Below are 19,396 nucleotides of genomic sequence, written 5' to 3'. Positions count from 1 at the left end.
CCGGCCTTCCTGCTGACGTGCGATCGTAGCTAATTTCCTTCACGTGAGGTGCCCAAATAGAAGACGTATGTGGCTCAAAACACGTGCATATCGAATAAATTGTATGCAGCATGCAGATTGCGGGTTGCGTGGACCGATGCGGACGCGGATGATCCTTTTGAGGAAGCGGAGGAGCGCTTTCGCCGCAACGGAGCGACTGCGATCGATGTCAATTGTGCGCAAACGCCTCGGCATGATCACGCCGTCCTCCAATTCGGTGCTGGAGCCCGTCACCAGTGCGATGCTCGCCGGCGTGGCCGATGTCACCGCGCATTTCTCGCGTTTCCGCGTCACCGAGATCGCACTCGACGCCGCCGCGCTGAACCAGTTCGACGCCTCGGTGATGCTGCCTGCGGCGGACCTGCTGGCCGATGCGAAGGTCGATGCCATCGCCTGGAGCGGTACGTCCGCAAGCTGGCTCGGCATCGGCAGAGACCGGAGCCTTTGCGAGGCAATCACGGTGCGCACCGGCGTGCCGGCGACGACCTCCACGCTCGCCTGCATCGATGCCGCTCGCGCGCTCGGCGCCAAACGTGTCGGCCTGGTCTCACCCTATACCGACGACGTGCAGCGGCGGATCGGTCACGTCTGGGCCGAGGAGGGGATCGCCCCGCACGCGGAGCGGCACCTCGGACTGCGCGACAATTTCTCTTTCGGCGAGGTCGCGCCTGCGACGATTGCTGGCATGATCCGCGCTGTGGCGGCTGACGGCGCCGATGCTGTCGTCATCCTCTGCACCAACCTCGACGGCGCCGCGCTGGCGGCTTCGCTCGAACGGGAATTGAATGTCGCGGTGGTCGATTCGGTAGCGGTCACGCTGTGGCGAACCCTGGAGCTCGCCGGCGGCGATGCCGGGGCTCTTGCCGACTGGGGGCGGATCTTCCAGACATCGACGGTCATCAAGTGATGGAGACTCCTGTGACGCAGCTCGATCTTGCTATTCGCGGCGGCACCATCGTGACGGCCAACGACGAGTTCCGCGCCGATATCGGCATTCGCGACGGCCGCATCGTCAGCATTGCCGATCATCTCGAAGGCCCAGCGCGCGAGATCGACGCGACCGGGCTGCTGGCCCTGCCGGGCGGGATCGACAGCCATGTCCACATCTCGCAGGCCTCCGGCCCCGACGTGGTGATGGCCGACGACTTCGCCTCAGCGACCCGTTCGGCAGCCGCCGGCGGCAACACCATGGTGCTGCCGTTCGCGCTGCAGCAGAAGGGCACGTCGCTGCGGACCTGTGTCGAGAACTACCGCAAGCTTGCCGAAGGCGAGTGCTATATCGACACGGCGTTCCATCTCATCATCTCCGATCCGACCGCGGTCGTGCTCGGGCAGGAGTTGCCGGCCCTGGTCAAGGACGGCTACACCTCGTTCAAGGTGTTCATGACCTATGACGACCTCGTGCTCAGTGACAAGCAGCTGCTCGAGGTCTTCGAGGTCGCGCGCCGCGAGGAGGCGCTGGTGATGGTCCATTGCGAGGGTTACGACGCCATCCGTTTCCTGACCTCCAAGCTGGAACGCGAGGGCCATATCGCGCCCTATTATCACGGCGTGTCGCGGCCACAGGCGGTCGAGCGCGAAGCCACGCATCGCGCCATCAGTCATGCCGAGGTGATCGGCGTTCCCATCATGATCGTGCACGTCTCCGGGCGCGAGGCGATGGAGCAGGTGCGCTGGGCTCAGCAGCGCGGATTGCCTGTTCATGCCGAGACCTGCCCGCAATACATTACGCTGACGGCTGACGACATGAAGGGTCTGAACATGGACATGTCAGGCGCGAAATATGTCTGCTCGCCGCCGCCGCGCGACGCGGAAAGCCAGCAGGCGATCTGGGAAGGCATCACCACGGGCGTGTTCCAGACTTTCTCGTCCGATCACTGCCCGTTCCGTTACGACGATCCCAGGGGCAAGCTGACGCCGAACGGCCGCACCTCGTTCCGCTGGGTGCCGAACGGCATTCCAGGTGTCGAGACCCGGCTGCCGATTCTGTTCTCCGAAGGCGTGTCGAAGGGACGGATCAGCCTGCAAAAATTCGTCGAGCTGACCGCGACCAACCATGCGCGCATCTACGGCCTCTATCCGCGCAAGGGCTCGATCGGCGTCGGCTTCGATGCGGATATCGTGCTCTGGGATCCCAAATTGAAGAAGCCTATTCGGCAGGCCGATCTGCATCACGGTTCGGACTACACGCCATGGGAAGGGTTCGACGTCACCGGATGGCCGGTAACGACGATCGCCCGTGGCCGGGTGGTGTACGAACACGGCAGGATCGTCGGCGACAAAGGCGCAGGCGACATTCTCAGCCGCGGCAGGTCGAGCCTGATCTGATCGGACTCAACGCGTTGCTGCTCAACTATGGCGCCCGTGCGCGCGGCGCGACGGCCGTCTCAAGTCCACAGATCATGCCGGTCATATGTTCGTATCCAGCCTTCGCATGCGGCAAAACGAATCTAATCAATTCGGACAAGGTTGTCAGGCCGTCCCCCATAAGGCGACGTCCTTGACACGATTCTCGAAGCTGCCTGGTGGCGTCGTCCGACCTGTGCCGGGCGCTCAGCCGCGCGGAATGAAGCCGTTCAACGAAGCGTCATGGCGCAGATGTTCGACCAGCCCGGCGGCATCGCGGCCGCCATTGCGCTTGGGATCCTTCATTTGCGCGCAGATCTCGGCGCCGCTTTTTCCGAACCGGATGAAGTCAACGGGAGCGAGTTGCCAGTCGATGCCGGCGCGGGGCGGAGCGGGAGCCGGTTCGTTTACTTGCGTCGAAGTCATGTGACAGGTTGAGCAAGGGATCGCTTCCTTGTCTTTACGGCTTTCTCCGCCTGGATGTTCATGCCAGCGGGCAGCATCCGCGCTCTCCTGCGGAACAGTTGATAGACGGTTGCCGGCGCGTCGCCGGCCCTACTTGCCGGCGTGGGCGCGGAGCTGATGTCATGGCTGGATTCTCCCGCACGTCAATTTGGGCAAGTATCAGTTCATTCGGATTTGGCTAGGCGGCCATTCGCAACAGATCGACGATGTCGGCTTCGCTTTTAAAAGGCCGCGGATTGGCCTGCACGAAGCGATGATTGATCGCAATCTTGCTGATCTGCTCGAACTTGTCTTCGCCGATCCCGACGTCGGCAAGGCGACCGGGTAGTCCAAGTCTCCTGGTGAATTCTGCGAAGGCGGCTGCCGCTTCCATGCCCGGCTCGCCAAGAGCCGCTGCTAAGCGCGTTTGCGCATCCTCTGTGAACGCCTTGTTGTAGCGAAGTAGGCTCGGCATGATGACCGGTGTGCAATAATAGTGTGGTACGCCGAAGGTCCCGCCAAGCACGTGGCCGATGCCGTGACTGGCTCCCATCGGGACCCGCGCCTGGAGGCCGAAAGCGGCGAGCCACGCGCCATATTGAGACAGTCGACGCGCCTCCAGATCATCGGGTTGCTGCAAGGTCCGTTGCATTCCCTCCCGAAGCGTGCGGATGCCGGCCAGGACCACCTCGTCGCTAAGCGGCGTGCCGGCGGGTGAGCACAATGCTTCGATGCCGTGGTCCATCGAGCGCGTTCCCGATCCCATCCAGAGCTTCGAGGGCGTATGGACGGTAAGGGCAGGGTCGAGAATGATCGCCACCGGCATCATCAGAGAATGGAAGAAGATCTGCTTCAGCCTGCTGCGTTCATCGGTGACGAGCGCTGCTGCATTGTATTCGCCGCCGTTCAGCGTGGATGGCACCGCGATCTGTCGAACTTTTGGCGATCGGAACGGAGAGACGGTGACGCCCGGGCCCATGGGAAATGGATCGAAACCCGCTTCGTCACGGATGTCATGTTCCATCGCCATGATGACGATCTTGGCGAGATCGATCGCCGAGCCTCCCCCGACGGCGACCACCAGGTCGGCTCCGGCGTCTTTGGCTTGACGGGCAACCTCGGCAGCTTGCTTGCGCGTGGTGTGCTCTGCAATTCCATCGAAGGTCGCGACATGTCTTTCGCCGAGCGCACGCCGGATCTTCTCGATCTCGTCGGTCTTGGTATTCAAGGTGCGGCTGACGATCAGGAAGACGCGCTTGGCATCCAGCCGCACCGCTTCATCGTTCAAGGCCTCAGACGCAGCTTTGCCGTAAACGACACGGTCGATCGCCGGAAAATTGTGTATCCCTGCTTTGCGCATTTGCGTTCTCCCTGTGAGTTATCAAGCACCGATCTTCAAGCGGCGACAGTGTCGCGAATCTGTCGCGACGCCGTTTCCAGAAAGGCCTGAGCGAGATCGGGATCGTTGACGACGCGTGAGAGTGTCAACGCTCCGACCATCGTCGAAAGAATGGCCATGGCTTTGCTCCTGGATTCCTCGTCGCTCGTTTCGGCAATCAGGCGGCTGAGGATTTCGATATGCGCTTTGATCCCGCCTTCGAACGACGCTTTCACCTCGCTGCTCTGTCTGGCCACATCCGAGCCGAGCGCCACGATCGGGCAACCGTCCATCTTTTCGTCGCGATGATCCGTGCTGAGATAGAACCCCATCACCGCCCCGAGGGGATCCTCAGGGGCCGCGGCGATGGCGGTCGACCATCGCAGCGTGGCGCTCTCCAGCGCGCGCGTCGACGCCTGCGCGGCCAGGTCCTCCTTTGACTCAAACTGCTTGTAGAATGCGCCTTGGGTCAGCCCGGCAGCTTCCATCAGGTCCTTGAGGCCGATGCCGTCAAATCCCCGCGACCGAAACAGGCGGCTTGCGACATTGATGACGTTTTGCCGGTTTTCCTCAGCCTGAATGCGACTCACTCGCATCATTGGTCTCCCCATTTTAGATTGCGTTCGACATCTATTATCCGGTATAGAGCTCGAACGCAATCTATCTGGCATGAGGCCACGTTATGAAAAAGCGACAGATGATCGTGCTGGGGAGCGTCCTGATCGCGGGATGCGCGGTGGCCGCATTCGTTACGCTTCGCGCGCCGGCGGCCTCGGCCGTGAGCGATCCGAGGCAAGAAGCCCCGATCGTCAGGATCGCGGCCGCGGCGCGGGTGACCGGATCGGAGCGTGGCTTCACCGGCATCATCGGGGCGCGGGTGCAGAGCAGCCTCGGTTTTCGCGTTCCCGGCAAGATCGTGGAGCGGCTTGTGAATACCGGTGAGCAGGTCAAAGCCGGTCAGCCGCTGATGCGGATCGACGAAACCGACCTTCGTCTTGCGGTCACGGCGAAGCGCAACGCCGTTGCTGCCGCGCGCGCGTCCGTCGTGCAGACCGAAGCGGACGAACCGCGATACGCCAAGTTGGTGAGCAACGGCTGGGCTTCCCGACAGCGCTACGAGCAAGCCAAGGCCGCGCTGGATACGGCCGAGGCGCAGCTTGCGAGCGCTGAAGCCGATGCACGGGTTGCCGAGAACGAGGCGACGTACTCGATCCTGGTCGCGGACGCGGACGGAACGGTGGTCGAAACGCTTGGCGAGCCCGGGCAGGTCGTTTCGGCCGGCCAGACGGTTGTTCGGATTGCCAAGGCCGGTCCTCGCGAGGCGGTGGTCGCGCTCCCTGAAACGATCCGGCCGGCAATCGACTCCGTGGCCGAGGCCAGCGTGTACGGAGCAGCCGAAGGGTGGCGCTATACGGCACGTTTGCGGCAATTGTCCGACGCCGCCGATGCCCAGACCCGAACCTATGAAGCCCGGTATGTCCTGGACGGTGAAGCCGCGGCCGCACCACTTGGCGCGACGGTGACCATTCGGCTACCGAGCCAAACGAGCGAGCCGCAAGTTCAGGTGCCGCTCCGAGCAGTGCTCGATGATGGCCGCAAGACCGGAGTTTGGATCCTCGACAGCGCCACCTCAACCGTACGCTTTCGGCCGATCAAGCTTGTTCGGGTGACCGACGAAACCGCCGTGATCTCCGGCTTGAATTCTGGTGATCCAATTGTTTCGCTCGGCGCTCACCTCCTGCAGGAGGGCGCTCGTGTCAGGACCGCCGCTGAAAGCCGGAGCAACTGAAGAGTCTCAATCGTTCCGCCCCAGCCGCTGGAGAAGCACATGTACAGCTACATCGTCGAGCAGGAAATCCGAAAGACCTTCGACCATGTCAACAACCATCGCTGGGATGAAGCGGTGAAGGCGGTCGCGCCGCACATCCATCACCGTGTTTCCGGCCATCACGCGTTGGGCGGGGAGCGCCACGACAAAGCGGCCCTGCGCCGCTGGTTCGAGCGGCTCGGACGCGTCCTGCCCACGCTCCATATCAGGGTCAACAACGTCTGGGTGAAGGGCTGGCCCTGGAACACCACCGTGTTTGTCGAATGGGACGGCACCGCAACGCTGCTCGATGGCGACGGCTCGTACGTCAACCGCGGTCTCCACGTGTTCACCCTGCGGTGGGGCAGAGTCCATGCCCTCGAGGAATTTCAAGATTCACAGGAAGCCGCGCGCGGGCTTGCCGCCCAAGCGGCAGCTGGCCTCAAGGAAGCTGCCGCCCAGCCAATTGTAAGTTAGCAGATGAACCTTAATCTTTCCGCGATCGCCGTTCGCGAACGGGCCGTTACCCTGTTCTTCATCATCCTGCGTTCGGGTTCAACGCCATTCTTGGCCTGATCGGACTGGCAGGCATCCTGATGCGCAATGCCCTGATCCTGACCGAACAGATCAAGGAGAATCGTGCTGCCGGCCTCGATGACTATCACGCCGTCATCGAAGCCACCGTGCAACGCACCAGGCCGGTGATCCTGACCGCACTGGCCGCCGTGCTGGCCTTCATTCCTCTGACGCATTCCGTGTTCTGGGTATCGATGGCCTATACGCTGATTGGCGGCACGGCAGTTGGCAAGGTCCTGATCCTGCTGTTCCTTCCTGCGCTTTATGTGGCCTGGTTTCGCATCAAGCCGGCCCCGGACGAGCTCTATGAGCGTTCGGCGAAGGATGCCGAATTGCGAACAGCAATCGCCGCCGAGTAGGGCGTCGGCGAAATCTATCCCTGCTGCGCCGTGGGTGCCTGGCTAGATAAGCCAGGCACTGCGTGGTCTCGCGGCGGCCTTATAGTTCAAAAAAAGAATGTGTGCAGCAGCATGGAAATGCGCCAGCGATCCTGTCCTAGACAGCCGAAAACGCGGCCTTATACGCAGGATCTAGACCAAATTATTTCCAAGTACGAGGACGGGGCCTGTCGTCCAAGTCACGGCACGTGAGCATCTAATCGCTTGACGAGTTCAAAAAAAGAACTGTAGGCTGCGCACAAGATGGCCGAACGCAACGGCCGCGACGTGCCGGATTTACGGCTGGACCTGTTCTGCGCGATGCCTCTTCGCAAAGGGCGCGACGAGCCGCCACCGGCGCAACAAAACAAAGCCGCACACTCGAGAAGGGGTGCAAGTTTGGGAGGACGCAATGCTGGTGAGATGGAAGATCGTCGCGGCTCTGGCTCTATTCCTGAGTGGTCCCGCATTCGCCGCCGACGAGCCGGGAATCTCTGCTACCGAAATCAAGATTGGCGGGGTTTTTCCCTTCAGCGGACCGGCATCATCGATCGGTCTCGTGGGCAAGGGGCTCATGGCCTACGTTCAGGCGTTGAACGACCGCGGCGGCGTCAAAGGACGCAAGATCAACTACATCGCCTATGACGACGGATATAGTCCTCCCAAAGCGGTGGAGCACGTCCGCAAGCTGGTCGAAAGCGACGAAGTGTCGTTCATGTTCGGCCAGCTCGGCACGCCCGGCATCTCGGCCACTGCAAAATACCTGAGGGCCAAAGGGGTACCGAGTGTCGCCATCGTCAGCGGCTCGTCCAAGTTCACGGACGTCGCCAATTACCCGCTGATCACCACGGGTCTTGTCAGCTACGACACCGAAGGAAAAATCTACGCCAAATACCTGACGAGAACGCTACCGAACGCCAAGTATGCCATCCTCTATCAGAACGACGATCTTGGCAAAGATTACGTCGCTGCCTTCAAGGCGTTTCTCGGCAAGGATTTCGACCGCAAGGTCGTCAGTGCTTCCTACGAGGTCACTGAACCGACGATTGACTCACAGATTACCAATCTGAAGAGCTCGGGTGCCGAGGCCTTGGTGATCGCCGGGACGCCGAAGTTTGCGGCGCAGGCCATCCGGCAAGCTTCGGTGATTGGCTGGAAGGCGACCGTAATCATCAATTTCCCGTCCGGATCGGTCGGAGGCACGCTCGCACCGGCCGGCCTCGACAAATCGGTCGGCGTGATGGTCGGGACCACCAACAAGGACGTCCTGGACGAGACATGGAAAGACGACCCGGGTATGCAGGCCTACCGGGCGTTTTTCGAAAAGTATCTGACGGGCGCCGATATCACCAACGGCAGCTATCTGACCGGTTATCAGCAAGGCGTCCTGCTCGAGCGGATCCTCAAGCAATGCGGTGATGATCTGTCGCGGAAGAATATTCTGGCGCAGGCGAAGAACCTGAAAGACGTCGTCGTTCCGACTGTGCTGCCCGGGATCAAGGTCAACACGAGCGAGACCGAGAACATGATCTGGACGCAGATGCGGCTGCAGCGCTGGACCGGCACGACGTGGCAAGCGTTCGGAGACGTCCTGGACGCCAGGTCGGAGTGACGCTTGGCGCAGCCCGCCCGTTCTATCCATCCGCGGTAATTCAGGAGATCGTTTTCGATGTCGGCGAAGCCATTGACGTTTGCGCCACGGGAGCTCTCTGTCGAGCGCCGCACCGACGGCACGCTCATATTGAGGTCGCCGCTCGAATTGGGGCCATGCGACTGGCGCGTCACCGATTTTCTGCCGCGCTGGGCAAACGCGGCTCCGGACAGAATATTCCTCGCGCAACGCAATCCCAAAGGGGGATGGGACGAGATCACCTATAGCGAGGCATGGTCGCAGGTGCAGGCGGTCGGCCAGAGCTTGATCGACATGGGCGCAAAGCCGGCTGACAGGCTGGCAGTGCTTTCGGGCAACTCCATCGAGAACGCGGTGATCTCCTTTGCGGCGATGTCCATAGGTGTCATTCTGGCGCCTATATCGCCGAACTACACGCTGATGCCCGGCGGCCTTGCGCGCCTCAAGGACATCGCGCAGGTGCTGCGTCCGAACTTCGTTTTCGTTCAGAGTGGACGCGACTTTTCCGCGGCCCGTTCCATCCCCGAATTGGCAGACTCGACCTGGATCAGCGTCGATGGCGCGCCGGAGACGACGCCCTTCCGGGTCCTGACGGATCGAACGGACCGTGAAGGATTCACGCGTGCGTCGGGTGCAATCCCCAGCGACGCCGTTGCAAAAATTCTCTTCACCTCCGGTTCGACCGGCCTGCCAAAGGGCGTGCTGAACACGCATCGCATGATGGCGAGCTCGCTGCAAATGGGGAGCCTGCTGGTGTCGCCTCCGGAGGCGCCGGTTCAGGTCGAATGGCTGCCGTGGCACCATACGATGGGCAGCAACGTCATTCTTCACGGCATTCTCAGGAACGGCGGGACGCTCTACATCGATGACGGTCGGCCGCTGCCTCAGCTCTTTCACAAATCGGTGGCGAACCTCAAGGAGATCTCGCCGACGGCGATGTTCAACGTTCCCGCCGGCTATAACCTGTTGTGCGATGCCATCGAGAACGACTTCGCCCTCGGCGCCAGCATCTTCAAACGGCTGGATCGATTGAGCTACGCGGGGGCTGCCATTTCGCAAGGAACGCTCGAAAAACTCTATCGGCTGACTTCATCGGTCACGGGCCGGCGGATTCCGGTGATGTCGGGGTACGGGACGACCGAAACGGCGCCGACAATCAGCACGACGCATTGGGCAACGGATCGGCCGGGCGAGATTGGCCTTCCCGCGCCGGGCGTGCAGCTGAAACTGATCCCTGTTTCCGACACGTACGAGGCCAGGGTCAAGGGCCCCAACGTCACCCCCGGTTATCTCGGCAGAGCCGATCTGACGGAGAAGGCTTTCGACGAGGAGGGGTTCTACCGCATCGGCGACACCGTGTCGTTTATCGATCCCGAGAAGCCGGAGCTCGGTCTGCGTTTCACCGGCAGAATTTCGGAGAACTTCAAGCTCGCGAACGGCACCTGGGTTGCGATCGGCAATATGCGTGCCGCCATCCTGGCCGCAACGCGCGGCGTCCTACTGGACATTGTCGTTGCCGGAGAAAACCGTGATGCCTGCGCGCTGCTGTGCTGGCTGAATCCAACCGAGGCGGCGCGGATTTCGAACGCGCCGGCTGCGGATTTGACCTGCGACCCCAAGGTGATCGAATTCCTGAGACATCGTTTGCAGGAATACAATGAGGCCGTCGGAAGCAGCGAAAAAATCTGCACGTTCACCCTGCTGAAGGATCCGCCCTCATTGGCCGCGGGAGAAATCACCGACAAGGCCTATGTCAATCAACGTGCTGTGCTCAAGCACCGGGCTGAACAAGCGGACCGTCTCCACTGCAACGAACCCGACGCAGCCGTGATTCGAGTCTGATTCAGTGCCTGACGCCGGTGGCCGGCTCAAGCGGCGCTGCGGCGCGCCTTTGCCTTCGGCTTGTCAGGTGCGGCTGTCGTCAGCGGGCTTTGGGCGCCGGGGCCTGGATGGGTATGAACCTCCTTGGCCGAGAGCGGCTCGCCGCATTCAGAGCACACCATGACCGGGTCGAAGTCCTTTCCGCACTTGCGGTGCTGGTGCAGCAGCGGCCGGCCGCGCTCGTCGACCATGTGAGTGTCGCCCCAATGCACGAGCGCCATCATGATCGGATAAAGATCGAGACCCTTCTGGGTCAGGATATATTCGTGCCGCTTTGGCGCCTCCTGGTAGGGAATGCGGCGCAGAATGCCCTGCCGGACCAGCTTCTTCAGGCGTTCCGCAAGCAGATGGCGTGTAATTCCAAGCGCCGACTGGAATCCTTCGAAGCGCCGCGTGCGCAGAAAACATTCGCGCAGGATCAGAAGGGTCCAGCGGTCACCGATCACGCCGATGGTTCGGGCCATCGAACACGGCTCTTCCTCCAGTTCTTTCCACTTCATCCGTATTCTCCAATCATCCCAGCGAGACCCGCTCGAATCGCTGCCGAGGCCGCCACGTTTGCCTTCATTCTAGATAGGTACTGAATTCCAAACAATACCCGATGAATCGGTCAAACCAGCATAAATCTAGCCGAATTTGACAGTTCGTTTTTAGAACTATAAAGATGAGAACAGGCAAGCCATGCGATTGGATCGCCGGTCCCTGACCATCCAATACGCTCTGCGGGAGAAAGCGGTCATGACCCTCAAGGTTGAATTCCAGTTCGATTTCGGCAGCCCGAACGCGTATCTGGCGGAGGTCGCCATCCCCGGGATCGAGCGGCGGACCGCGGTAAAATTCGAGTACGTCCCGGTCCTGCTCGGCGGGATCTACAAGGCGACCGGCAACATGTCCCCGTTCGACTCGCTTCGCGGGATCAAGAACAAGCCGGAATACCAGGCGCTCGAGACCCAGCGGTTTATCCGCCGCCACAACATCACGAAATTTCGTCAGAATACCTTCTTTCCAGTCAACACTTTGATGCTGATGCGCGGCGCCGTCGCGGCCCAGTTCGAAGGCGTATTCGAACCCTATTTCCGCGCCGCCTATCATCACATGTGGGAGGAGCCCAAGAAGATGGATGATCCCGAAGTGTTCCGGACCGCATTTGCCTCCTCGGGGATCGACATCGACAGGCTGGTTACGCGCGCGCAGCAGGATGACGTCAAAAAGAAGCTGATTGACCTGACCAATGACGCCGTCGCCCGCGGTGCCTTCGGCTCGCCGACATTCTTCGTCGGTAAGGAGATGTTTTTCGGCAAGGATCAACTCCGGGACGTCGAGGAATCGATCGTCGAACAGACCCGGCAGCCCGTTTCCAAGACCGGCTAGTTACCGACTTGCGGTCCGTGCGGGTTGAGGCGAAGGGCTGACGGTAAGCCGGAGTTTATCCTCGGCCCGTCGGCAGAAAAACAATCCAGGGAGAGTGAAATGGCTGGTCCGCTTAGCGGCGTTCGTGTCCTCGATCTGACCGGCGTGGTGTCGGGCCCGTTTGCGACCATGTTTCTGGCGGACCAGGGCGCCGACGTGCTCAAGATCGAGCCGATCGGTGGCGATATCACCCGTCGCAGCCGGGCCACCATCGACAAGGACGGCGAGTTCTCCGCGCTGTTCATCTCGTCCAACCGCGGCAAGCGTTCGCTCTCGATCGACGTCAAGAGCCCCGCCGGGCACGAGGTGCTGGCCAAGCTGGTCGCGCAGGCCGATGTTCTGGTGCAGAACTTCCGGCCCGGCACCATGGAGCGCCTCGGCCTCGGCGTCGAAGAACTGCGCCGGCGTCATCCGCGCTTGATCTATGTCTCGATCAGCGGCGTCGGCGACACCGGGCCCTATGTGAAGAAGCGCGTCTACGATCCAATCATTCAGGGCCTGTCGGGCTTTGCCGATATCCAGTCGCAGCCGGTCACCAATCGCCCGCAGATGATCCGCACCATCGTGTGCGACAAGACCACCGCCGTGTTCACCGCGCAGGCGGTGGCGGCGGCGCTCTACGCGCGTGAGAAGACGGGGCAGGGGGATCATATCCAGGTCGCGATGCTGGACGCGATGATTTCCTACCTCTGGCCGGAAGGCATGATGCAGTACACGGTGGTCGGAGCCGAGGCCGCTGCCGCCGATCCCAACGACCGCCCGGATCTCGTGTTCAAGACCAGCGATGGTTACATCACGGCCGGCACCATCTCAGATTCCGAATGGCAGGGCTTCTGCCGCGCGTCCGGCGATCCCGAACTCGCCAACGATGCCCGGTTTGCGACCCCGTCCGCGCGTTCGGTGAACGCCACGGCGCGCATCAACAAGATGGCGGAGTATATCGGCCGGCACACGACCGCCGAATGGCTGGAGCGGTTGGACGCTGCGGATGTCCCTTGCGCGCCGATCCTGCGGCGCGGCGAGATCATCCACAATGAGCAGGTCGTGGCGCGCGGAATCATCGCGGAGTTCGACCAACCGAAGGTCGGCCGTGTGCGCCAGCCCAAGCCCGCGGCTCGCTTCGAGGTCAACCAGGCTGCCATCGGCGGACCGGCCCCGCGCGTCGGGGAGCACTCGCGCGAGGTGCTGCGCGAACTGGGCTACGATGATGGCGCCATCGACGATATGGTCGCTGCACGCACGTTACGCGTGGCCATGTAGGTCGATGCACTTCGCGCGTCCGGCGAACGGTTCTCAGGCCTTGGCAGGCGTCGGTTTAATTGGTGCGCGCGGAGCATTCGCGGCAACCGCTCGCTGGTAAGCCTCCCGGCTTCGCATGCGCTCGAGATAGGGCTGCGCATTGTCGCAGATGCCTACCCCGTAGGCGATCGCCCAGTCCAGGCACGTCGTCAGCAGGATGTCGGCGCTGCTGAATCGCTCGCCCATGATAAAATGTCGGCCGTCGGCCAGCGCGACCTCGACATGGCGCAGCTGCGCCCGAAAGTATTCTGCGGCTTGAGCTACGACCTCCGGCGCGACGCCGTAGATCGGGCCGAGCGCATCGGCGCTGTGACGGCGCATCACGTACAGGCTGGTGGAGTCGAGCTCGGTGACGATAAAGAAGCACCATTCCAGCCACGCGGCATAGTCGCGGGTGGCTTCCGGAATCAAGGCACGCTCCGGCGTCGAGTACATCCGCGACAGATAAGCGACGATCGCGGCGCTCTCGCCGATGCGGAAATCACCGTCCTGCAGCAGCGGAATCTTCTGGCGCGGATTGAGCCTGGTATATTCGGCGGTCTTGGTCTCGCCGGTCCGTGGGCCGATCGGTTTGATCTCGTAGGCCAGCCCCAGCTCGTGCATCGCCCAGTGCGGCCGAACGGTGCGGCTTGTCCCGACGCCCCACAAAGTGAGGTCTGGATTGTCGCTCATGTCACCATTTCTCTACGGCGGGGCGAAGATCGAGTTCATGGGTCCAGCCGTCGCGGCTTTGCTGATGGGCAAACCAATACGCTTCGGCAATTGAGGAGGTCTTGGTCAGGCTGTCGGGCGGGATCTCACTGGCCTCGATCCCCCTGGCCGCTTTCATGCGCTGATGAATAGCCTCGCTATCGACGCCAGCGTCGATGATGAGATGGACGACGTGAATGTTCTTCGGCCCGAGCTCGCGCGCCATCGCCTGGGCCAGCGCGCGAAGGCCGAATTTTGCCGACGAGAACGCGACAAATCCCTTGCTGCCCCGGATGCTTGCGGTCGCACCGGTAAAAAGAATGGTGCCGCATCGGCGCGGCAGCATGACGCGCGCGGCTTCGCGTCCGACCAGGAAGCCGGCGTAACAGGCCAGCTCCCAGGCCTTGAAGAAGAGCTTTTCGGTAGTCTCCAGCAGGGGCTTGTTGACGTTCGAACCTGCATTGAACAGGCAGATCTCGATCGGACCGATGTCGCGCTCGACGCCCGCGAATAGCTTCTGGACTTCTGCTTCCTGACGGGCGTCGACGCTGAAGGCGTGGATGTTGTGGCCTTTCGCCCTGAGCTCGTCGACAAGCGCCTGAGATTTGGTCGGATCGCGTCTGCAGATGCAAATAGTGTAGCCGCCGCTGGCAAACCGCCGCGCAACGGCAGCGCCGATGGCATCACCCGCGCCGACCAGCATCGCGACCCCGCGACTTTCTCCCATGCTGCCTCTCCAATAAGTTCTTATTTGATACGCTAGGGGTATCGGTTGGAAGTCCGGTTGTAAACGGTGTTCTCAAGAGCGCTGGAATAGGGCAGTAAGCTTGCCGTTTTCTGATCCGATCGTGACAACAAAATAGCGATTGACGAGTTCTAAAAAAGAACGCATGTTTCACTTCGAGGCGCAATGCTGAAAAAGGCGCCGATGTTTTTCAGTCGGGAGGCGGTTAGTCGTGGCGAAGCTGTCGCAAGCACTCGGTCTCGATCAAACCGCTTTTCGGTTTGCTGGCCGCATCGACCAATCGACAGATCGCCATCTTGCCAAAGCGGTGGACCAGATCGGGCCGATCGAGGACTGCGCCACGACCATGGTAGCCTCGATCGGCGCGATGGCGGATCCCGATCGTTCTGGTCTCGCTCAAAAAACGTGGTCCACCAGGGCCGATAGAACAGCTTCGCACACAGCGCGCCTAACCTAACTGGGAGAAGTTCCTTGAAAAAGAGAAATGCAACCGTCGCCGTGATCGGCGCGGGCGATTTCATCGGCGGCGAGATCGCCAAGAAATTTGCCTCCGAGGGCTTTACTGTCTTCGCGGGTCGCCGCAACGGCGACAAGCTAGCGCCGCTGGTCAAGGAGATCGAGGCCGCCGGCGGCGAGATCCACGCACGTTCGCTCGACGCGCGCAAGGAGGAGGAGATCGTCTCCTTCCTGAGCGACGCCGACAAGCACGCGCCTCTGGATGTCTGCATCTTCAACATCGGTGCCAACGTCAACTTCCCGATCCTCGACACGACCGAGCGCGTGTTTCGCAAGGTCTGGGAGATGGCTTGCTACTCCGGCTTCCTCGCCGGCCGCGAGGCGGCCCGGCTGATGCTGCCCCGCGGGCAAGGCAACATTTTTTTCACCGGCGCGACCGCGTCCTTACGCGGCGGCAGCGGCTATGCCGCCTTTGCCAGTGCCAAATTCGGGCTGCGCGCTGTGGCGCAGGCGATGGCGCGAGAGCTCGGCCCGAAGAATATCCACGTCGCGCACCTCGTTATCGATTCCGGCGTCGACACCGAATGGGTCCGCCAGCGGCGCCTGGAAGCGCTCGGGCCTAATGCGCTCGACGATCCGGATCTGCTGATGCCGCCGGCCTCGGTCGCGGCGTCCTATTGGCAGCTGTATCAGCAGCCGAAGAGCGCCTGGACCTTTGAGCTGGAAATCCGCCCCTTCGGTGAGAAGTGGTAGGAAGCGCAGATGGAACTCGCACTGTCTCCCGAAGATGCGGCCTTCCGTGATGAGGTGCGCGCTTTCATCGCCGAAAACTATCCGAAGGAAATGCGGGTCCCTAATCCGGAGACCGACCTGACCAAAGAGCAATCGTTGCTCTGGCACCAAATTCTCTACGAGAAGGGCTGGATCGCGCCGCTTTGGCCCAAGGAATTTGGCGGCCCCGGCTGGTCGATCACCCGGCGTTTCATCTTCGAGCAGGAGACCAGCCGGGCCGGGACGCTGCCGCCGTTGGCGTTCAGCGTCACCATGGTTGGTCCGGTCATTTACACCTTCGGCAATGATGCCCAGAAGCAGAAGTTCTTGCCGCGGATACTGTCGGGTGAAGACTGGTGGTGCCAAGGCTATTCCGAGCCGGGCTCAGGCTCAGACCTCGCCACCGTCCGGACCAAGGCTGTGCGCGACGGCGACCATTACATCGTCAACGGTCACAAGACCTGGACAACGTTGGCGCAGCACGCCGACTGGATCTTCTGCCTGGTGCGTACTGATTCGAGCGCCAAGCCTCAGGCGGGCATCTCGTTCCTCCTGATCGACATGAAGTCGCCAGGCGTGACCGTGCGTCCGATCATCACGATCGACGGTTCGCACGAGGTCAATGACGTCTTCCTCGAGGATGTCCGCGTTCCCGTCGAGAACCTGATCGGCGAGGAGAACAAGGGCTGGACCTACGCAAAATTCCTGCTGGGCAACGAGCGCACCAGCATGGCCGGGATCGGCCGGTCGACGCGCTACCTCGACCGGTTGAAGAAGATCGTGAAAGCGGAGATCGCAGCGGACGATCCGGCGCATCTCGAATTTCGCAAGGAGATCGGCCGGCTCGAGCTCGATGTGCTCGCGCTCGAGGCCACCGAGCTGCGGGTCGTTGCCCAGATGGCGCGCGGCATCGATCCGGGGCCCGCGGCCTCGCTGTTCAAGATCCGCGGCACCGAGATCTTCCAGGGCATTACCGAGCTCACACATCGTGCCATCGGCAACTATGGCCTGGCGCTTCGCGAGCAACCGTCGGGCGCAAACCAGTTCATGCCGGGTGCCGATTACGGCCACACAGCGTCGGAGAAATACCTGAACGCGCGCAAGCTCAGCATCTACGGTGGATCAAACGAGATCCAGCGCAACATCATCGCCAAAGCGGTGCTCGGTCTCTAGCAACAGCGCAACAAGAGGATCGGATGGATATCCAGTTCACGGAAGAGCAGGAACTGTTGCGTTCCAGCGTACAGCGTATGCTACGCGACCAATACAGCTTCGAGGCGCGCCGCAAGATCGTGGCCAGCGAAGAGGGCTGGAGCCGCAAGCAGTGGGGCGCTTTTGCGGAGCTCGGCCTGCTCGCCGCGCCATTCTCCGAGGAGAGCGGCGGACTTGGTGGCGGCCCGCTCTCTACTATGATCGTTGCCCAGGAGTTCGGCCGCCACCTTGTCGTGGAGCCGTACGTGGAGACGGTCGTGCTGGTCGGCGGCTTGATCGAGCAGGCAGGGACGAAAGAGCAGAAGCAGACCTTCATTCCCGATATCATCGCCGGACACAAGATCTGGGCGCTGGCCTGGACCGAAAAAAACTCGCGCTTCGATCTCGCCAATGTCGCGGCCACGGCGCGGCGAGAGGGAAAGGACTACACGCTTAGTGGTGAGAAGACCGCCGTCATAGCGGCGCCTTGGGCCGATTATCTCATCGTCTCCGCCCGGACTGCCGGCAAGCGCGACGATTGTGGCGGCGTCAGCCTGTTCGTCGTCGACGCCCGGGCGGCGAATCTCGAATTGCGGAGCTTCAAGACCATCGACGGCCGCCGTGCCGCGGAGATCACTTTCCGCGATGTGCGCGGCGAGTTGCTCGGCAGCGAGGGCGAAGGCGTCGCCCTGCTGGAAGGCTGCCGCGACAGGGCCATCGGCGCGCTCTGCGCCGAGGCGGTCGGCGCGATGGCCGAACTGAACTCTGCGACGCTGGAATACGCCAAGGCCCGAAAGCAGTTCGGCGTCACCATCGGCAGCTTCCAGGTGTTGCAGCACCGGATGGTCGACATGTTCATCGCGCATCAGGAGGCGCTTTCCCTGATGCAGCATCTCAGTCTCAGCCTCGGTGCCGGCGAAAGTGGCATCTCGCGCCTCGCCTCCGGCGCCAAGTCGAGGGTCGGCTATGCCGGCAAGTTCATCGCCGACCAGGCGGTGCAGCTCCACGGCGGCATGGGCATGACCGACGAATTGAACGTCGGTCACTACTTTAAGCGAATCTCCTCGATCAATATCCAGTTCGGCGATCCCGCTCACCACTTGCTGCGTTATGTGCAGCTCGACGCGGCAGCGTAACCAAAGAGGCAGCCATGACGACAGAGGCAGTTATCGTTTCCACCGCCCGCACCGGCGTCGGCAAGGCCTATCGCGGTGCGCTGAACAACACCGAGGGGCCGACCATGGCTGGCCATGTGATGGCCGAAGCGGTGAGGCGCGCGGGCGTTGAGCCGGACGAGGTCGAAGACGTGGTGATGGGTTGCGCGATGCAGCAGGGCACCATGGTGATGAACGTCGCACGCAAGGGGGCGGTTCGTGCCGGCCTGCCGGTCACCGTCGCCGGCACCACGATCGATCGGCAGTGCGCCTCCGGCCTGCAGGCGATCGCGGTCGCGGCCCGCTCGATCATGCTGGATGGCGTCGAGATCGCGATCGGAGGCGGCATCGAATCGATCAGCCTGGTGCAGAACGACCACATGAACAGGTTCCACGCCGTCGACGACGAGCTGATGGCGATGAAGCCCGAGATGTACATGTCGATGCTCGACACTGCCGAGATTGTCGCCGAGCGCTACAAGATCGGTCGCGACCGGCAGGACGAATACAGCCTCGAATGTCAGCGCCGCATTGGTGCCGCGATGCAGGCCGGTCGCTTCAATGACGAGATCGTCCCGATCACAACGACGATGGCCGTCGTCAACAAGGACACCAGGGAGGTCTCCTATCAGCAGGTGACGCTGTCGAAGGACGAAGGGCCGCGCCCCGAGACCACGGCGGAAGGACTGGCGAAGATCAAGCCGGTATTCGAAGGCAAGACCATCACGGCCGGCAATGCCAGCCAGCTCTCCGACGGAGCATCGGCCTGCGTGCTCATGAGCGACAAGACCGCCGCCAAGAAGGGCCTTAAGCCGCTCGGCATCTTCCGCGGCTTCGTCGCCGCCGGAGTCGAGCCGGACGAAATGGGCATCGGTCCGGTCGCGGCGATCCCGCGCCTTCTCAAGCGCCACGGCCTGAGGATCGATGACATCGATCTTTGGGAGCTGAACGAAGCCTATGCTGTCCAGGTGATCTACTGCCGCGACAAGCTCGGCATCGATCCGGACAAGCTGAACGTCAATGGCGGCTCGATCGCGATCGGCCATCCCTACGGCATGACGGGCAGCCGGCTTGCGGGCCATATCCTGATCGAGGGGCGGCGGCGCAAGGCGAAGTACGGCGTGGTGACCATGTGCATCGGCGGCGGCATGGGCGCGGCCGGCCTATTTGAACTCGTCAACTGATCGGAAAGCGGAGAAAGC

At 62.0% G+C, this 19,396-nt stretch carries 19 protein-coding genes and 1 pseudogene; 15 read left to right on the top strand and 5 right to left on the bottom strand.

Features of this window, described 5'->3' with window-relative positions; translation table 11 throughout:
• Positions 1-205: 205 nt before the first annotated feature.
• From IVA93_RS23880 to IVA93_RS23870, 3 genes are all read left to right on the top strand, one after another.
• Complete coding sequence (locus IVA93_RS23880; protein WP_247370665.1) at positions 206-946, top strand: maleate cis-trans isomerase family protein; 741 nt, start codon at positions 206-208, stop codon at positions 944-946.
• Positions 946-2,367, top strand: coding sequence for a dihydropyrimidinase (gene hydA / locus IVA93_RS23875; protein ID WP_247371092.1), 1,422 nt, complete (start codon positions 946-948; stop codon positions 2,365-2,367). Before IVA93_RS23880 ends, hydA begins: the two co-directional genes overlap by 1 nt.
• 261 nt (positions 2,368-2,628) lie before the next feature.
• Positions 2,629-2,823, top strand: coding sequence for a hypothetical protein (locus IVA93_RS23870; RefSeq protein ID WP_247789248.1), 195 nt, complete (start codon positions 2,629-2,631; stop codon positions 2,821-2,823).
• A 205-nt stretch (positions 2,824-3,028) separates the two neighbouring features.
• Here IVA93_RS23870 and IVA93_RS23865 read toward each other — a convergent pair whose 3' ends face one another.
• Together IVA93_RS23865 and IVA93_RS23860 are read right to left on the bottom strand one after the other, a co-directional pair.
• Positions 3,029-4,189: an iron-containing alcohol dehydrogenase gene (locus IVA93_RS23865; protein WP_204510818.1), complete on the bottom strand. Its 1,161-nt coding sequence runs from the start codon at positions 4,187-4,189 to the stop codon at positions 3,029-3,031.
• A 35-nt stretch (positions 4,190-4,224) separates the two neighbouring features.
• Positions 4,225-4,803, bottom strand: coding sequence for a TetR/AcrR family transcriptional regulator (locus IVA93_RS23860; RefSeq protein WP_026233656.1), 579 nt, complete (start codon positions 4,801-4,803; stop codon positions 4,225-4,227).
• Between the two features lie 86 nt (positions 4,804-4,889).
• Between IVA93_RS23860 and IVA93_RS23855 the strand changes: the two genes are divergently transcribed.
• The 5 genes and pseudogenes from IVA93_RS23855 (at position 4,890) to IVA93_RS23835 (ending at position 10,439) form a co-directional block, all read left to right on the top strand.
• Positions 4,890-5,996 carry an efflux RND transporter periplasmic adaptor subunit gene (locus IVA93_RS23855; RefSeq protein WP_247370660.1) on the top strand — a complete coding sequence of 369 codons (1,107 nt, stop codon included), beginning with the start codon at positions 4,890-4,892 and terminating at the stop codon, positions 5,994-5,996.
• A gap of 39 nt (positions 5,997-6,035) precedes the next feature.
• Positions 6,036-6,491: a nuclear transport factor 2 family protein gene (locus tag IVA93_RS23850; protein WP_018458764.1), complete on the top strand. Its 456-nt coding sequence runs from the start codon at positions 6,036-6,038 to the stop codon at positions 6,489-6,491.
• Between the two features lie 65 nt (positions 6,492-6,556).
• Positions 6,557-6,949, top strand: a pseudogene (locus IVA93_RS23845) (efflux RND transporter permease subunit); the annotation flags it as partial.
• Positions 6,950-7,379: 430 nt separating this feature from the next.
• Positions 7,380-8,579: an ABC transporter substrate-binding protein gene (locus IVA93_RS23840; protein WP_085350857.1), complete on the top strand. Its 1,200-nt coding sequence runs from the start codon at positions 7,380-7,382 to the stop codon at positions 8,577-8,579.
• Positions 8,580-8,636: 57 nt separating this feature from the next.
• Positions 8,637-10,439, top strand: coding sequence for an AMP-binding protein (locus IVA93_RS23835; protein WP_247337503.1), 1,803 nt, complete (start codon positions 8,637-8,639; stop codon positions 10,437-10,439).
• Between the two features lie 26 nt (positions 10,440-10,465).
• Here the strand turns inward: IVA93_RS23835 and IVA93_RS23830 are convergent, their stop codons facing one another.
• Complete coding sequence (locus tag IVA93_RS23830) at positions 10,466-10,978, bottom strand: winged helix-turn-helix transcriptional regulator (RefSeq protein WP_018458768.1); 513 nt, start codon at positions 10,976-10,978, stop codon at positions 10,466-10,468.
• 238 nt (positions 10,979-11,216) lie between these two features.
• Between IVA93_RS23830 and IVA93_RS23825 the strand changes: the two genes are divergently transcribed.
• Both IVA93_RS23825 and IVA93_RS23820 read left to right on the top strand, forming a co-directional pair.
• Positions 11,217-11,849: a 2-hydroxychromene-2-carboxylate isomerase gene (locus IVA93_RS23825; RefSeq protein WP_085351026.1), complete on the top strand. Its 633-nt coding sequence runs from the start codon at positions 11,217-11,219 to the stop codon at positions 11,847-11,849.
• Positions 11,850-11,948: 99 nt separating this feature from the next.
• Positions 11,949-13,148, top strand: a complete 1,200-nt coding sequence (locus IVA93_RS23820) for a CaiB/BaiF CoA transferase family protein (RefSeq protein ID WP_085350859.1) — start codon at positions 11,949-11,951, stop codon at positions 13,146-13,148.
• 33 nt (positions 13,149-13,181) lie between these two features.
• Here the strand turns inward: IVA93_RS23820 and IVA93_RS23815 are convergent, their stop codons facing one another.
• Complete coding sequence (locus IVA93_RS23815; protein ID WP_085350860.1) at positions 13,182-13,859, bottom strand: glutathione S-transferase family protein; 678 nt, start codon at positions 13,857-13,859, stop codon at positions 13,182-13,184.
• A gap of 1 nt (position 13,860) precedes the next feature.
• Positions 13,861-14,604 (bottom strand): SDR family NAD(P)-dependent oxidoreductase, encoded by a 744-nt coding sequence (locus IVA93_RS23810; protein ID WP_026233658.1) that lies wholly within the window; start codon positions 14,602-14,604, stop codon positions 13,861-13,863.
• 229 nt (positions 14,605-14,833) lie between these two features.
• Between IVA93_RS23810 and IVA93_RS23805 the strand changes: the two genes are divergently transcribed.
• From IVA93_RS23805 to IVA93_RS23785, 5 genes are read left to right on the top strand one after another with little or no spacing between them, the layout of a single operon-like run.
• The gene (locus tag IVA93_RS23805; protein ID WP_143273138.1) at positions 14,834-15,079 is read left to right on the top strand and encodes a hypothetical protein; all 246 of its coding nucleotides are present in this window, start codon (positions 14,834-14,836) and stop codon (positions 15,077-15,079) included.
• Between the two features lie 14 nt (positions 15,080-15,093).
• On the top strand, positions 15,094-15,831 hold the full coding sequence (locus tag IVA93_RS23800) for an SDR family oxidoreductase (RefSeq protein ID WP_085350861.1): 738 nt from the start codon (positions 15,094-15,096) through the stop codon (positions 15,829-15,831).
• 9 nt (positions 15,832-15,840) lie between these two features.
• Entirely contained in the window at positions 15,841-17,022 is a 1,182-nt protein-coding gene (locus IVA93_RS23795) for an acyl-CoA dehydrogenase family protein (RefSeq protein ID WP_018458775.1), read from the top strand.
• Positions 17,023-17,045: 23 nt separating this feature from the next.
• The gene (locus IVA93_RS23790) at positions 17,046-18,176 is read left to right on the top strand and encodes an acyl-CoA dehydrogenase family protein (RefSeq protein ID WP_247789247.1); all 1,131 of its coding nucleotides are present in this window, start codon (positions 17,046-17,048) and stop codon (positions 18,174-18,176) included.
• 14 nt (positions 18,177-18,190) lie between these two features.
• A complete protein-coding gene (locus IVA93_RS23785; RefSeq protein ID WP_085350862.1) occupies positions 18,191-19,378 on the top strand; it encodes an acetyl-CoA C-acyltransferase in 1,188 nt (395 codons plus the stop codon).
• The last annotated feature ends 18 nt before the right edge of the window (positions 19,379-19,396 follow it).

Source organism: Bradyrhizobium sp. 155, from assembly GCF_023101105.1.
Lineage (GTDB): Bacteria > Pseudomonadota > Alphaproteobacteria > Rhizobiales > Xanthobacteraceae > Bradyrhizobium > Bradyrhizobium canariense_D.
The sequence above is the reverse complement of the archived record's forward strand: the minus strand, read 5'-3'. Positions and strand labels throughout refer to the sequence as shown.